This is a genomic window from Mesobacillus selenatarsenatis SF-1 (assembly GCF_000813125.1).
GTDB classification, from domain to species: domain Bacteria; phylum Bacillota; class Bacilli; order Bacillales; family Cytobacillaceae; genus Mesobacillus; species Mesobacillus selenatarsenatis.
In genome coordinates, this window is sequence record NZ_BASE01000072.1 from 31,833 (window position 1) to 45,304 (window position 13,472).

The 13,472-nt window shown below is 41.4% G+C and carries 17 protein-coding genes; 9 read left to right on the forward strand and 8 right to left on the reverse strand.

Going from position 1 to position 13,472, the window contains the following annotated elements; all coding sequences use genetic code 11:
* Nucleotides 1-2 precede the first annotated feature (2 nt).
* The 3 genes from TY49_RS15025 (at nucleotide 3) to TY49_RS15035 (ending at nucleotide 4,354) form a co-directional block, all read left to right on the forward strand.
* On the forward strand, nucleotides 3-3,002 hold the full coding sequence (locus TY49_RS15025) for an ATP-binding protein (protein WP_198135628.1): 3,000 nt from the start codon (nucleotides 3-5) through the stop codon (nucleotides 3,000-3,002).
* A gap of 76 nt (nucleotides 3,003-3,078) precedes the next feature.
* Complete coding sequence (gene yhaM, locus TY49_RS15030) at nucleotides 3,079-4,023, forward strand: 3'-5' exoribonuclease YhaM (RefSeq protein WP_041966724.1); 945 nt, start codon at nucleotides 3,079-3,081, stop codon at nucleotides 4,021-4,023.
* 148 nt (nucleotides 4,024-4,171) lie between these two features.
* Nucleotides 4,172-4,354 carry a sporulation YhaL family protein gene (locus TY49_RS15035; RefSeq protein WP_041966725.1) on the forward strand — a complete coding sequence of 61 codons (183 nt, stop codon included), beginning with the start codon at nucleotides 4,172-4,174 and terminating at the stop codon, nucleotides 4,352-4,354.
* A 200-nt stretch (nucleotides 4,355-4,554) separates the two neighbouring features.
* Here the strand turns inward: TY49_RS15035 and TY49_RS15040 are convergent, their stop codons facing one another.
* Nucleotides 4,555-5,439 (reverse strand): peptidylprolyl isomerase, encoded by an 885-nt coding sequence (locus tag TY49_RS15040; RefSeq protein WP_041966726.1) that lies wholly within the window; start codon nucleotides 5,437-5,439, stop codon nucleotides 4,555-4,557.
* Between the two features lie 193 nt (nucleotides 5,440-5,632).
* On the opposite strand from TY49_RS15040, the gene TY49_RS24305 reads away from it, so the two are divergent.
* The 3 genes from TY49_RS24305 (at nucleotide 5,633) to TY49_RS15050 (ending at nucleotide 6,075) form a co-directional block, all read left to right on the forward strand.
* Nucleotides 5,633-5,713 (forward strand): YjcZ family sporulation protein, encoded by an 81-nt coding sequence (locus TY49_RS24305; RefSeq protein WP_023615406.1) that lies wholly within the window; start codon nucleotides 5,633-5,635, stop codon nucleotides 5,711-5,713.
* 93 nt (nucleotides 5,714-5,806) lie between these two features.
* Nucleotides 5,807-5,890: a YjcZ family sporulation protein gene (locus TY49_RS24310; protein ID WP_064503397.1), complete on the forward strand. Its 84-nt coding sequence runs from the start codon at nucleotides 5,807-5,809 to the stop codon at nucleotides 5,888-5,890.
* A 92-nt stretch (nucleotides 5,891-5,982) separates the two neighbouring features.
* Nucleotides 5,983-6,075 (forward strand): YjcZ family sporulation protein, encoded by a 93-nt coding sequence (locus TY49_RS15050; protein WP_023615405.1) that lies wholly within the window; start codon nucleotides 5,983-5,985, stop codon nucleotides 6,073-6,075.
* 34 nt (nucleotides 6,076-6,109) lie between these two features.
* On the opposite strand, the gene TY49_RS24720 is transcribed toward TY49_RS15050, so the two are convergent.
* The 4 genes from TY49_RS24720 to TY49_RS15065 form a co-directional block, all read right to left on the reverse strand.
* Entirely contained in the window at nucleotides 6,110-6,277 is a 168-nt protein-coding gene (locus tag TY49_RS24720; RefSeq protein ID WP_156972698.1) for a hypothetical protein, read from the reverse strand.
* Nucleotides 6,278-6,340: 63 nt separating this feature from the next.
* Entirely contained in the window at nucleotides 6,341-6,529 is a 189-nt protein-coding gene (locus tag TY49_RS15055; RefSeq protein ID WP_214705013.1) for a hypothetical protein, read from the reverse strand.
* Nucleotides 6,530-6,876: 347 nt separating this feature from the next.
* Nucleotides 6,877-7,452, reverse strand: coding sequence for an HTH-type transcriptional regulator Hpr (locus TY49_RS15060; protein WP_041966727.1), 576 nt, complete (start codon nucleotides 7,450-7,452; stop codon nucleotides 6,877-6,879).
* Between the two features lie 244 nt (nucleotides 7,453-7,696).
* Nucleotides 7,697-8,068: a YtxH domain-containing protein gene (locus tag TY49_RS15065; RefSeq protein ID WP_041966728.1), complete on the reverse strand. Its 372-nt coding sequence runs from the start codon at nucleotides 8,066-8,068 to the stop codon at nucleotides 7,697-7,699.
* A gap of 150 nt (nucleotides 8,069-8,218) precedes the next feature.
* Between TY49_RS15065 and yhzF the strand changes: the two genes are divergently transcribed.
* Nucleotides 8,219-8,431: a membrane protein YhzF gene (gene yhzF / locus TY49_RS25650; RefSeq protein ID WP_041966729.1), complete on the forward strand. Its 213-nt coding sequence runs from the start codon at nucleotides 8,219-8,221 to the stop codon at nucleotides 8,429-8,431.
* A 46-nt stretch (nucleotides 8,432-8,477) separates the two neighbouring features.
* Here yhzF and TY49_RS15075 read toward each other — a convergent pair whose 3' ends face one another.
* From TY49_RS15075 to TY49_RS15085, 3 genes are all read right to left on the reverse strand, one after another.
* Nucleotides 8,478-8,996, reverse strand: a complete 519-nt coding sequence (locus tag TY49_RS15075) for a tryptophan transporter (RefSeq protein ID WP_041966730.1) — start codon at nucleotides 8,994-8,996, stop codon at nucleotides 8,478-8,480.
* A 124-nt stretch (nucleotides 8,997-9,120) separates the two neighbouring features.
* Entirely contained in the window at nucleotides 9,121-10,203 is a 1,083-nt protein-coding gene (gene serC, locus TY49_RS15080) for a 3-phosphoserine/phosphohydroxythreonine transaminase (protein WP_041966731.1), read from the reverse strand.
* 261 nt (nucleotides 10,204-10,464) lie between these two features.
* Nucleotides 10,465-10,884 (reverse strand): HIT family protein, encoded by a 420-nt coding sequence (locus tag TY49_RS15085; RefSeq protein ID WP_041966732.1) that lies wholly within the window; start codon nucleotides 10,882-10,884, stop codon nucleotides 10,465-10,467.
* Nucleotides 10,885-11,495: 611 nt separating this feature from the next.
* On the opposite strand from TY49_RS15085, the gene TY49_RS15090 reads away from it, so the two are divergent.
* Nucleotides 11,496-12,236 (forward strand): ABC transporter ATP-binding protein, encoded by a 741-nt coding sequence (locus tag TY49_RS15090; protein WP_041966733.1) that lies wholly within the window; start codon nucleotides 11,496-11,498, stop codon nucleotides 12,234-12,236.
* Complete coding sequence (locus TY49_RS15095) at nucleotides 12,229-13,440, forward strand: ABC transporter permease (protein WP_041966734.1); 1,212 nt, start codon at nucleotides 12,229-12,231, stop codon at nucleotides 13,438-13,440. The genes TY49_RS15090 and TY49_RS15095 overlap by 8 nt, the downstream gene beginning before the upstream one ends.
* Nucleotides 13,441-13,472: the final 32 nt, after the last annotated feature.

Below are 13,472 nucleotides of genomic sequence, written 5' to 3' on the forward strand. Positions count from 1 at the left end.
GCATGATGAAACTCATTGAACTGCATGTATACGGTTATGGCAAGCTCGAGAATTATGTGATTGGCTCCGTAGGTCAATTGCAGATTTTCTATGGCGAAAACGAAGCTGGGAAGTCGACCATCATGTCATTCATCCACAGTATTCTGTTCGGCTTTCCGGCTAAGCAAAGTGCAGAAATCCGCTATGAGCCAAAGGATAATTCAAAGTATGGCGGCAAAATAAAAGCTTTTTTTCCTGACAGTGGAGTGGCTGTCATTGAGAGAGTGAAAGGCAAGTCCACCGGTGATGTGACTGTATCTCTTGAGGACGGGACGATTGGCGGAGAAGAGTTACTTAAGAATCTCTTGAAAAGAATGGATAAAAGCATTTTCCAGTCTATTTATTCGTTCAACGTCCATGGGTTGCAAAATATCCATGCAATGAAGGGAGAAGAGCTTGGCAGGTACTTGTTCTCTGCCGGAACGCTTGGGACAGATAAGCTCTTTAATACGGAGAGTTTCCTGACAAAGGAAATGGAGCAGCGTTTCAAGCCAAGTGGGAAGAGGCCGTTATTGAATGAGAAATTGAAAGAGTTGAAGGAAGTCCAAACCTCATTGAAAATTGCAGAACAGCAGAACGAAAAATATTCGGAGCTGATGAGTACGAAAGATGGATTGAGCAAGAAAATTGCTCAGTTACAGAACGAAATTGCAATGCTGGAGCAAAAAGGGTTTAAGCTTCGTGAGTACAAGCGAAATGAAAAGCTTGTCATAGAAGCCGCAACGATAGAGAGCAAAATCCGTGAGCATGATCCGGGATTTTTTCCGGAAGATGGTCTGAACCTTTTTGAGAAATTGGACGAGCAGCTTAAAGTAATACAGGGAAGATTATTAAGGTTAAAAGAAAAGAAGGAACACCTCCTGAAAGAATTGGAGAAAAGCAGGCCAAATTCCGAATTGCTCGGTATGGAAACAGAAATTGAAGCCAGAATTGAGAATCTGCCTTTATATGACCAACTGAAGCAGGAAAAGAGACTTCTTGAATCCAAACTGGTGGAAATAACAGAAGAAATAAGTCAGCTAAATGACAAGCTTCATACAGACTTCAATGAAGAAAATATCCACGAAATCAACACAAGTATTTTTATTAAGGAAGAGGCCGAAAACATCCAGCAGACAGAGCAAAGATTAAAGGATAAAAAGCTGGAGTTGGAGGCTGACTTTGAAGAGGAGAAAAAGGCACTAGCAGAACTAGAGGCAAGGGCTGAAGGTGCAAAAGGTGAACTTCTTGATGAAGGAAAGCGAAATCAATTAGTGAACGAAATGGATCTCCTGGAGAATAAAGATAGAATCCAGTCCGAATTAAAATATGTGGCAGACCAGATTGAAGCGGCCGAATCCAGGGAAGAAAGTGAAAAAAACAGAAGAAAAAAGCAACAAAAGAAAGAGTATAATCAGCTACTACTTCTAGGAGGTATTTTTCTCATTGTCTTTCTTTGGGGAATCACAAATGGCACATGGTTACTAGCTGGAATCGGGATAGCAGGTTTGGTGTTTTTGTTGGCTGCGCGCTATAAGCCAAATGAGAAAATGCTAGTGGAGGACCAAATCCAACCCAAGTTGCTGGAGCGGGAAAGAGAGCTAAAAGATGCGTTAGGCAGCCAGCCTGAAGGCAGTGCTTTTACAATCAAAAATCTGCTTGCCAGGGACGAGGAGGCGAGACTGCGCCATCGTGAACTGCTCATCAAAATCGAGCAGCAGCATGATCGTTTTGAAAAAGTTGTCCAGCAATTTGAAGCATGGGAAGCAGATATAGCCGGTATAAAGCGGAAAAGGGCAGAATTACTGAAGCAATTTGGTCTAACGGAAACTGCTGGCACTATCAAAGTGATGGATGCCTATCAATTAATCGATACCCAGAAGCAATACTTCCGTGAGAGGAAGAGAATAAGAGAAAGCTTAAAGAAAATAACTGAATCTTTAATGGAAATGGAAAATAGCCTGAAAATGCTTGCTGAACGATTTCTTCATAATAGCAATCTTGCTCCGGTGGAGGCAGCTAGTCTGCTGAAGCGGTCATTGCGTGAAGCAATTGACCAGAAGTCGAGGTATCACGAATTGACCGTGAAACTAGAGGAAGTTGAAGAAGAACATTCATCACTTCAGAAGGAAGAATTAGTGATCAGTCAAGAAAAGGAAGGGTTACTCGCTCTGGCAAGAGCAGAAGATGAGGATGAATTCAGGCAGAAAGCGAAGGATGCTGCATTGGTGAAAAACTTGAGTGCAAGGCAGGAGGATATAAATTATCAGCTGCTTGCATCTGGATTGACCGATGAGGATCGAGATAAGATTCTAACAGGAATTTCGCTTGGGGAACAAATAGAGGAAAATGAAATGAGGCTAGAAAAGTGCAAGAGGGAGTTAACCACACAGTTTGATGTAATCGCAGATGTAAAGCATAAGATGAAGGTACTTGAAGAAGGCGGCATATACAGTGAATTGCTCCATAAATATAAGCAGCTTCAGCATGAGTTTGCGGAAGATGCAAAGGATTGGGCAAAGTTTGCGATTGCCAAGGATTTGCTTTCGAGGACAATAGACCGTTATAAGGATGAGCGCTTACCGAGAATGCTTGCCAAAGCTGAGAACTTTCTGTCGATTTTGACTGATGGAAGTTATGTGAAAATCATTCCTCAACTTTCAGGAAGCGGTTTTCTGATTGAAAGAAATGATCATATGTTATTTGAAGCGAATGAACTAAGCCAGGCAACTACAGAACAAGTCTATGTATCCATCAGGCTGGCACTTGCAGCCGGACATTATGACCGTTATCCATTCCCGATTATCATCGATGACAGTTTTGTCAATTTTGATCATAACAGGACTGCCCGGATTATTAAGCTGCTTAGGGAAATGAGCAACAACAATCAGATTCTCATTTTTACATGCCATCGTCATCTGCTGGACTACTTTACGGAAAATGAAATTCTCAATCTGCAAGAAAAAAGTACAAATATAGTTTAAAAATGCCATGCTCGTAGAACCTGAGACAATAGACTCTGTATGTTATACTGTTGCAGAGAGGAGAGGGCGGTTAACTATGAATAAAGGAATTTTGAATCACGAAACAGGGGACCAAGTAGAATTGTTTTTATTGATCAAGCATTCGTCAAAAGGGATTGCCAGTAATGGGAAACCGTTTTTGACACTCATCCTTCAGGACCAAAGCGGGGAAATCGAAGCAAAGCTTTGGGATGTTTCCGAGGAAGATGAAAGTACTTACAGTGCTGAAAGCATTGTGAAAGTCCAGGGAGATATCCAGAATTACCGAGGACGAAACCAGTTGAAGATCAGACAAATCAGGCCAGCTTCGACAGCTGACTCTGTTAAACTATCTGATTTTCTTGAGACAGCCCCTGTCAGCCAGGATGAAATGAGCAGCAAGCTCACCCAATACATTTTTGAAATGAAAAACCCTAATATCCAGAGGGTCACGAGACACCTTTTGAAAAAGCATATGAATGCATTTATGGAATATCCTGCGGCAACAAAGAACCATCACGAATTCGTTTCAGGACTTGCGTATCACGTTGTCTCTATGTTGGACCTTGCGAAATCAATCGCAACACTTTATCCAAGCCTTGATAAGGATCTTTTGTATGCTGGGGTCATACTCCATGATTTAGGAAAAGTCTTTGAGCTATCCGGCCCTATTTCAACAACTTACACGGTTGAAGGGAATTTGCTCGGACATATATCCATCATGGTCAATGAAATTGGCAAGGCAGCCGATGAACTAGGAATCAGCGGCGAGGAAGTAGTCATTCTTCAGCATATGGTATTGTCCCACCACGGGAAAGCGGAGTGGGGAAGCCCGAAACCGCCAATGATCAAAGAGGCGGAAATTCTGCATTACATCGATAATCTTGATGCAAAAATGAATATGCTAGACCGCGCGCTTGCCAGGGTTAAGCCAGGCGAGTTCTCTGAAAGAGTATTTGCGCTTGATAACCGGTCCTTTTACAAGCCTGTATTCCATAAGTAAAAGCAAAAATGGCCTCACTCCAATTCTATGGAGGGGGTCTTTTTGTTTATTATCTTTTGGAGCTCCTAAGGCATATTTAAGATTAAATCTCATATTAATACTGTAAGAGTTCAATTTGGACAACCTTTTAAATGGAGGGTATGAAAAAATGTCAATTCCAATCTGGGTAATAGCAGTCGCAGCAGGGATCGTATTCAGTGCCTTCATGGCAGTGAAAACAGGGAAAGAAGAACGAAAAGAAGAAATGGAAAGCATAGAACGTGAAGGCGAGCTTTATATGAAGCGTCTTGAGCGGGAAAAAGAGCGGCGTGATCATTCGGCGGAAGCATAAAAAAACACTGGTCTCCATAAAATGGAGCCAGTGTTTTTTCACTATAATATCAGAATTTATATAATATCAACTTTGACAACTGTCTAGGTCCAGCTTCTAGCCCCTCGAGACGCTTCGGTCCTGCCAATGAAGTCAAAGAACGACTTCACTGTCAGATCCTCCAGCGCTTGTCGGGTCTGGACAAGGCGCTTCCGCTTTTCTTATTGTGGTTGTGCTTGTGCTTCTGCTTCTGGGAATTCAGCAGCGCCTTTAAGGTCTTTATCCTTGATTTTTACATTAGCAGCATCAAGCTCACGCTTTAGAACCTCTTGAATCTTGTTAGAGTCTAGCTGAGCAAGTTTCAACTCATACTCAAGTTCGTCCTTCATTTTTTCGTAAGAGTCTTTTTCTTTCTTCTCAGTCACCTTGATGATGTGGAAGCCGTGCTGTGATTGTACAGGATCGCTGATTTTATTTACTTCAAGGGCATAAGCTGCCTCTTCGAATTCAGGAACCATCTTTCCAGGGCCAAAGAATCCAAGGTCTCCGCCTTGTGCGGCTGAACCAGGGTCTTGAGAATACTCTTTCGCAAGGTCTTCAAACTTTGCGCCTTCTTCAAGCTTTTTCTTTACTTCCTGTGCTGTTTTTTCATCTTTTACAAGGATGTGACTGGCTTTGATTTCAGGCTTGTACTCTTCGTAACGCTTCTTAATTTCATCTTCGCTGACTTTTACATCTTTAAGTGCAGCTTTTTCCATAAGAAGCTGGTCTTTAAGGACTTCTTTTAATTCTTCTTCGTCTTTAAGCTGGTTTTGCTGAAGAACTAGCTCGAAGTTCTCTCCAAGCTCTTCCTTAAGCTCGGCCACTTTTTCTTCAACCTCTTTATCTGTCACTTCATAATTTTCCGCAAGAACTTTTTGGTAAAGCAATTCTTGAAGTGCTTGCTCTCCATACTTTTCCTTCATTGATTGATAAAGCTCTTCCTTGGTAATGTTGCCTGCTTTCGACTCAACGATTACTTCTGAAGAATCGGCATTATCGTTGCTGCAAGCGGCTAATCCCATAACTCCGGCTGCAACCGTGAGGGAAATTATCATTTTTTTCATGGTGAACATCTCCTAAACAGAAAATTCTAGTGGCCGTTTTTAATCCACAAACTCTACTATAACATAATTTCATTTTTCTACAAAAAATAAGTAATGGATATTATTGGGTATTTAATGAGCTGGGCGAATATCTATACCGTTTGTTCGAGGGTGCATAGGATGTATAGAAGAGAAAAAAAGGAGGTAGTTGATAATGGGCCACTATAATTCAGGCTTTGCGTTAATCGTTGTCCTGTTCATCTTGCTGATCGTTGTAGGTGCAGCTTACCTGTAATCAACAAAATGCAAGTAATGCGGGATAGTTGCCTATGCGGAAACGACATTACTTGAATAAGATACCATAACCACTTTGGAAGGAGGTGTTAATATGGGTGCAGGATACGGCGGCGGCTTCGCGTTAATTGTCGTGTTATTCATTCTGTTAATCATCGTGGGTGCAGCTTGGCTTTAATCTCTGAGTAAAGAGTATGGGGGACATTTGGCCCCCATACTTCTAAACAACGATGTTAAGGCAAGTTCCTAAAGCAGAAAGGAGGAACCTCAATGTCTGGAGGAGGACATGGATATGGCGGCGGCTTTGCATTGCTCGTTGTCTTGTTCATTCTGTTAATCATTATCGGTGCTTCTTGGCTGTAAGCACTGATGGGGCAATGCTTTCTGCATGCCCTTATCATTTGGCTAATTTAATAATCTGGAAATAAAAAGCGGTGAGGGAGACCTCGCCGCTTAATTTATGTAATAGGTATTTTATTATTTCCACATCGACAAATGTCCAGCTCCAGCGCCTAACCCCTCGAGTCGCTTCGGCCTTGCCAATGAAGTCAAAGAGCGACTTCACTGTCAAGTCCTCCAGCGCTTGTCGGGGCTGACCGAGGCGCTTCCGCTTTTCTATGTAGTCACGTCACGTATACAAAATTTCAACGAAAGATGAAATTAGCAAGATTGTAACTAAAATATTGATCGTCCTGAATATTTTCGCATGTTTGTCTTCCGGTATTTCCTTCTGGATGCAGAGGGAATCTGTAAGCTTATTTATATAGAAAAGAATGAAAGCAGCAAATAGGACAAACACGAATAAAATGGAGATCATCGAAGAATCCCTCCTTAGCAATCTTTTTATCTTAAATACAATAACAAATATTTTGAGAAAAAGATAGTTATTTGATAAAGGCATATAGCTAGTTATTTTGTGTAGGAGGGTTGAAAGGAAGATAACTGAAATCAAGATTTGCCAAACTGTAAGCTTGCTTTGGAATGTGAGGGAATGAGCAAACCATAGGAAGAACAAAAAGCGGAGGGATTAATGTTCATTCATCCGCTTTATAAGATGATTTCAGCTGGACTCCAGCCAAAAACTACAGCCAGAGGAAGTGGACAAGTTTGTAGCTCCGAGGGGTTATCCTTCCTCTATTGTTGGAGTGCATCATACATAAAGTATCAAGCATACTCCTTTTCGGCTGGATCTATTTTTTTAAGTGTGCCGTCTTCATCAGAAAACTTGCTGTCGATATTCGAAAAAGATTTCTCGAATATTTCCATAAAGTCATCGCCATAAATATTACGGACAATTGCCATGATTTCAATGATGTCCGGGAACTTTCCATATAGTTCCTTCAGTGGCATGGCTCCTGAAAAAACGGCATTAGTATCTGGCTCATAGTTTTCCATCAAAGCGAGCAATATACCTTCGCCTTCTTCCGTAAGCTGGATATACGTATTTCTCTTGTCGCTTTCCTTCTTGGAAAACTTCAAATAACCACGTTCCTCAAGCTTTTTGGAAAAGTTGAAAGCAGTGGAAACATGCATGACACCAAATTTTGCCACATCTGAAATCGAAGCTCCATTCAAATGATAAGCAATCCATAAAATATGGTGCTCATTGATATTCAGGTCGAATGGTTTGATCCATTGCTGCCAGTCCTTCTCAACAGACTTCCAAAGGGCCTTACTCAACTGGGCAATTCTCTGGCTAAATATCATTGCTTCTTTCATAGAATAATTTTTATCTCCCATTCTCATATTCACCTACTTTATTGTTTCTATTTTCATTATGCCAATAAAACAAAAATTAATAAAGATATAAATTTACAAAATTTTTTGAATTTGTTAAATTCCATCTAAAGTCAGGGGTTTTTTTATGAAATTTTTTCATTGTCACAACAAAAACGCCATTTGCATAATAAATCTTTCTTGATAAAAAAAGAAAATCCTTCCCACCGGAAAAATTTTACTTAAGGGGAAGGATTGTTCCTGATTATTATTTTTCTTTAGAATTAGCTGCCGCCAATTCAGTTTCCAAGTCTTTAATTGAATCTTCAAGTTCCATTACATCTTCCTGAAGACCTTTCTTGTTTTCTTCGGTTTCAAGCTTCCACTCAAAGATAGCCGTCTTTACATCGGTGATAAATGTTTGGATAGATTCTTTTCCTTCTTTTGAAGCAGTGGACACTGTATTTTTCAATTCAACAGCGGAATCCTTTATATCCTTAATGGATCCAATGTATTCATTTTTATTGGCTATAAGATTTCTTCTCGTTTCATATCCTGATTTTGGAGTTGCTAGCAGGGTTGCAATTCCTGCTACAACACCACCTATAACCATTCCTGATAAAACTTTCTTCGCATTCATGTTTTGACCACCTCATCGATTTTTCTGTATAAGTTCTCCAAATGAATCGCGATTCCTCTTTTCTTCTATATTTAATTTCCTATTCTCGCACAAATAAACGTTATTAGCTTCATAGCCTTAAATTAACAGGCATAAAAATATAGTAAGGTCATGTTCAGGAAGGAGAGGAGGGGAGTCAAGATTTTTACAAGTGTGGTATTTCTCATCAGCGTTGCTTTCTTTGTGGGGGCCGTCCATCATCTCCTTGCGTTAAAGAAGCCAGGTATGTATCCTCCTAAGGCGCTTCTGCGAAAGAGAGCAGGAACGCTGGCAGGGGGAGGAGCAATTTTTTTATTGATCGGGATTATCTTTTACACATTCTAATAGACATAACAAAGCCCCTGTCCGTAATAGACAGGGGCAGATATTTTTAATGGATTTCAGCGAGCTTTGCTCTTTTAAAAATGTTTGTTGCCACAGGATAAAGAATGCCTATGAAAACAGCGTTAAATGCTGCTGCTGGAAGCACAACCGCTGCGAATAACGCAGTGAACGGTCCCGGCAGGCCGACAAGGAAATATGCCGAACCAAGGAAAACGATTCCTGAAACAATGGTTCCAACCGCTGTAAGGGCAGCTGCAGTATAAATCGAAAACTTGAAATTTTTCAGTGCCATCAGTATTCCGAAAAAGACAAACGCAGTAACAGGCTTATCAATGATGTTCGGAACAAGGCCTCCTGGGAAAGTAGTAGTCAATCCTGAAATTAGTCCAGTGACGGCTCCAACCAGTAGTACACTCTTTTTGTCAGGAAACAGGATGATTCCAAGGAACATCATCGTCAGCATCATATCTGGTTTCATCCCAAGGAAAAAACCTGGTACAACAACGTGCAAGACTGCTCCCATCCCCACTAAAAGTGACAATGCTACAAGATTCTTCGTATTCATTTCTCATCTCTCCTCTGCTATTCTAGCTAACTAGTACTCCTCCTGCAGTGCTCTCTGTGCCTGCAGCGAAAAGCTTTCTCCAATTATAACACATATTTTAATGGAGTAAAGGATTAATATTCTGTTAATTTCTGCTCCTGAATCGATTCATAAAGTCAGCAAGTTTTTCAACGTTTTCAAGTGGAACGGCGTTATAGATCGAGGCTCGGCAGCCGCCGACAGACCTGTGGCCGGCAAGCCCGATAAAGCCGTATTCCTCCGCCTCGTGGAGGAAGGACGAAGCCACGCTGTCATTTTCAAGTGTAAAGGTGACATTCATTCGTGAACGGCTTCCTTTTTCGGCATGACCGGTATAGAACCCTTCGCTTCTGTCTATCGCATCATACAGCAGTGCCGATTTCTGCTTGCTCAGCAATTCAAGCTGTTTTACCCCGCCCAGCTCTTCTGCCCATTGAAGAACAAGCATCAGAAGATAAATCGATAAAGTAGGAGGAGTGTTATAAAGCGATTGTGAATCAGCATGGACCTGATAATTGAGCATGGAAGGCAGTCCCGATCTAGAACGTTTAAGCAAATCTTTATGGATGATGACAACAGTGACACCGGATGGGCCGAGGTTTTTCTGTGCACCTGCATAAATGAGTCCATATGATGATAGGTTTAGAGGCCGGCTGAGAATATCACTGGACATGTCAGCAACCAGAGGAATAGCAAGATCCTCAGGGAGGGTATGCCACTGGGTTCCGAAAATCGTATTGTTCGTCGTGATGTGGAGATAAGAAGATTCAGCTGAAACGTCGATTTCTGAAGGGTTGGGGATTGATCTATAGTTGGCATTTTTGGAAGATGCGGCTATCACGGCATTTCCAACTTTCTGAGCTTCCTTCAGCGCTTTCTCAGACCATGTTCCGGTCAAGACATAGCTCGCAGTCGATCCTTCCTCAAGCAGGTTCATTGGGATCATTGAGAACTGCAGACTTGCACCACCCTGGAGAAATAGAATTTCATATTCATCAGGAATGGTGAGCAGATTCCTGAGAAGATTTTTTGTAAGTTGATTAATTTCTTCGAATTCCTTGCTGCGATGGCTGAGCTCCATCACACCCATGCCGCTGCCTTGGTAATTCATCATTTCCTTTTCTGCTTTAGCTAGTACTGCCTCAGGCAATGCAGCCGGACCAGCATTAAAATTGAGAGCTCGTTTCAAATTGATCCCCCCGAAAATTTAATTACGGTATGTCTTTAATGTGTTAAAGTTATCATCATGCTACCAGAAATTCAAGCAGAATTCTAATGTTTTCAGAAAAATTAAAATAAATTTTCAAGAAATGACAAACCGAAGGGAAGAACCGCAAAAAGTGTCCGATAAGGAAGCTCTATCGGACAAACACAATGTGAATAGCCTGAAGATTGTCCAATAATAAAGCTGATTCTAGCACCAATAAAAAAACTCCCGCAATGCGGAAGTCTAAATATTGCTATTAATTTCTGCGGCGATTTTTTGGTAATCGTCGGATGTATATTGATCCTGGTGGGTTTTCCACACAGCACCGAAGCCATCACCATTGCCATAGCGCGGAATCAAATGCATGTGGAAGTGGAAGACTGATTGGCCAGCTGCTTCTCCGTTGTTTTGAAGCACATTCAGCCCGATAGGATCAAATGCAACCTTGATTGCATTAGCGACTTTTGGGACTGCCTTGAATACATTCGCGGCAATCTCGTCAGTGAGCTCATAGACATTTTCTTTATGTACCTTCGGGACCACAAGAGTATGTCCTTTCGTTACCTGGCTGATATCGAGAAATGCAAGGACGTTCTCATCTTCATACACCTTTGCTGATGGGATATCGCCGTTGATGATTTTGCAAAAAATGCAATCACTCATCTCTTTCACCCTTCCCTTTTAAAATTCGCTTTTGCCCCGTGACTCCAGGACTCTGCGCTTTTTTATGGTATTTTATCACATTTTACCAATAAACATAAAGAAAGAAAGGACAGGATCCGCATGGAATCCTGTCCCTGAAGGGGAACTAATTACTGTTCATTGACGTTCTCAGCAGGTTTACCTTTGATAAACACCTCATTTTCAATTCATTTGAATTATAAAAATGATGGGTTATTCAGTACCTGGTTCAATCGGACCATCCCCTTGTCTGCTTTAGTCGGTTTCACAACTTATAAAGCGGGAAGTGATCTGCGACACACACCTCATTTCAAAATGTGGAGTGATGTTACTGAACGGCTGGGTTAACATTTACGTAGCGCAATGCAACCATCCCCTTGTTTGAACGTTTAAATCAGTGTGCTTATAAATCGAATAATATGTCTTTAACAGACACCTCATTTCGAATTATTGCTTGTTGCCCCTTCAAAAATTATGATGCCCCGATTGAAAACATATATGCGAAAAAGTTTAGGGAGAAGTTGAAGCTTTTCCTAATGGATATGGATTTGTTAAAATAACGGTACAGAATACGAACTGGAAGGGCGTTGTTCATGTCTTTATTGGAGATTAACCAGGTAACCGGTGGATATACAAGGAATCCGGTATTGAAAAATGTGAGTTTCACTGTCAATAAAAATGAAATCGTTGGATTGATTGGCCTGAACGGTGCCGGAAAAAGTACGACAATCAAGCATGTAATCGGCTTGATGGAGCCTCATCAGGGTGATATTAAAATTAACGGCAGAACCTTTTTAGAAGGCAAGGAGGAGTACAGGAAGCAGTTCACCTTTGTGCCTGAAACCCCAATCCTTTATGATGAATTGACGCTTGAGGAGCATCTGCGGCTGACAGCAATGGCCTATGGTCTTGCGGAAAAAGAATATGAACACCGAATAGAGGCTTTATTGAAGGAATTCAGGATGAGCAAAAGGCTGAAATGGTTTCCTGCCCATTTTTCAAAAGGGATGAAGCAAAAGGTTATGATCATGTGTGCATTCCTGGTACAACCTTCACTTTATATCGTCGATGAACCATTTGTCGGTCTTGACCCACTTGGGATTCAATCTTTGTTGGATTTGATGGACAAGATGAAGGAAAATGGAGCTGGCATATTGATGTCGACGCATATTCTTGCAACGGCCGAACGTTATTGCGATCGTTTTGTCATTCTCCATAATGGAGAGGTCAGGGCGCATGGAACGCTTGAAGAGTTGAGGGACCAATTCCAAATGCCTGGCGCAACACTGGATGACCTGTATATCCAACTGACAAAGGAAGAAGACTATGTTTAATCCGCAGCACTTATGGAAGGAGCGTTTCGGTACTTTTTCCAAGGAAACCGGAAGCTACCTGCGATACATCTTTAATGGCCATTTAGTGATTGTCGTCCTATTTTTATTGGGAACAGCGGCTTTTTACTATCAAGAGTGGATTGAAACACTGCAGCCGGACTTCCCGGCAGCGTGGATCATCGCCTTGGTTCTCGCTGTCGTGCTTACATATAGTCCAATTCAGACATTTTTGACCGAGGCGGATAAAATATTCTTATTGCCCCTTGAAACCAGATTGGATGACTATTTCCGGAAATCGATCACATTCAGCCTGAGCCTGCAGTCCTATTTATTGCTGCTCCTACTAGCAGTGCTAATGCCGCTTCATGTAAAAATACATGGTGCCGATTTCAAATCGTTTTTCATCCTTTTAATCGCACTCATCCTGATAAAATGGATCAATATATTGATACGCTGGAATGTACAGTATTTTATCGAGAAGAACGTAAAATTGACGGATAGCATCATTCGTTTTTGTATTAATGTCGTTCTTTTGTATTTTATCTTTTCAGGAGCGCAGCTATTTTTTGCAGCCGTTCCAGCTGCTGTCTTAATCATGCTGTATTTTTACTATAAAAAGCAGACAAAGGATAAAGGCTTGAAGTGGGAGCAGTTGATCGAGGACGAAGAACGGCGGATGAATGCCTTTTACCGTGTGGCCAATATGTTTACGGATGTTCCAAAGCTGCGAGACCGCACGAAAAGAAGAAAATGGCTTGATTGGCTCGTTAACATCATTCCATACAAGCAGGACCTGGCCTTCAGCCATCTTTACTTAAGGACCTTCGCAAGATCCGGGGATTATTTCGGCTTGCTTGTCCGCCTAACATTGATAGGAGGAGCAGCGCTTTATTTCCTATCATATGGGCCAGGACAAATTTTGTTTGCTTTGCTTTTCATGTATTTGACAGGGTTTCAGCTTTTGCCTTTATGGAATCATCACCAAAACAAGCTATGGGTCGGTCTGTATCCTGTACCAGAGAATTCAAGAAAAAAATCCTTTACGAGCCTGTTGCTGGGAATCATGATTTTTCAGGCAGCTGTCTTTGCAGGGACAGTTTTCATTAAAGGGGAACTGATATTAGGAGCGATTGTATTAGCTTCTGGAATCGCATTTTCACTGTTCTTTGTCTATTTTTACAGTCAGAGCAAGCTTAAATCCTAATTTGGAAATCCTTTTCGTAATCGCTTTGAGCT

Excerpts from the sequence above, each read along its gene's own strand:
- TY49_RS15025 (WP_198135628.1), top strand. The coding sequence starts at position 3 with ATGATGAAACTCATTGAACTGCATGTATACGGTTATGGCAAGCTCGAG.
- TY49_RS24310 (WP_064503397.1), top strand. The coding sequence starts at position 5,807 with ATGGGTGCAGGATACGGCGGCGGCTTCGCGTTAATTGTCGTGTTATTC.
- TY49_RS15050 (WP_023615405.1), top strand. The coding sequence starts at position 5,983 with ATGTCTGGAGGAGGACATGGATATGGCGGCGGCTTTGCATTGCTCGTT.
- TY49_RS15095 (WP_041966734.1), top strand. The coding sequence starts at position 12,229 with ATGTTTAATCCGCAGCACTTATGGAAGGAGCGTTTCGGTACTTTTTCC.
- TY49_RS15040 (WP_041966726.1), bottom strand. The coding sequence starts at position 5,439 with ATGAAAAAAATGATAATTTCCCTCACGGTTGCAGCCGGAGTTATGGGA.
- yhaM (WP_041966724.1), top strand. The coding sequence starts at position 3,079 with ATGAATAAAGGAATTTTGAATCACGAAACAGGGGACCAAGTAGAATTG.
- TY49_RS24305 (WP_023615406.1), top strand. The coding sequence starts at position 5,633 with ATGGGCCACTATAATTCAGGCTTTGCGTTAATCGTTGTCCTGTTCATC.
- TY49_RS15085 (WP_041966732.1), bottom strand. The coding sequence starts at position 10,884 with ATGAGTGATTGCATTTTTTGCAAAATCATCAACGGCGATATCCCATCA.
- TY49_RS15035 (WP_041966725.1), top strand. The coding sequence starts at position 4,172 with ATGTCAATTCCAATCTGGGTAATAGCAGTCGCAGCAGGGATCGTATTC.
- TY49_RS15065 (WP_041966728.1), bottom strand. The coding sequence starts at position 8,068 with ATGAATGCGAAGAAAGTTTTATCAGGAATGGTTATAGGTGGTGTTGTA.
- TY49_RS15075 (WP_041966730.1), bottom strand. The coding sequence starts at position 8,996 with ATGAATACGAAGAATCTTGTAGCATTGTCACTTTTAGTGGGGATGGGA.
- TY49_RS15090 (WP_041966733.1), top strand. The coding sequence starts at position 11,496 with ATGTCTTTATTGGAGATTAACCAGGTAACCGGTGGATATACAAGGAAT.
- TY49_RS15055 (WP_214705013.1), bottom strand. The coding sequence starts at position 6,529 with ATGATCTCCATTTTATTCGTGTTTGTCCTATTTGCTGCTTTCATTCTT.
- TY49_RS15060 (WP_041966727.1), bottom strand. The coding sequence starts at position 7,452 with ATGGGAGATAAAAATTATTCTATGAAAGAAGCAATGATATTTAGCCAG.
- yhzF (WP_041966729.1), top strand. The coding sequence starts at position 8,219 with ATGTTCAGGAAGGAGAGGAGGGGAGTCAAGATTTTTACAAGTGTGGTA.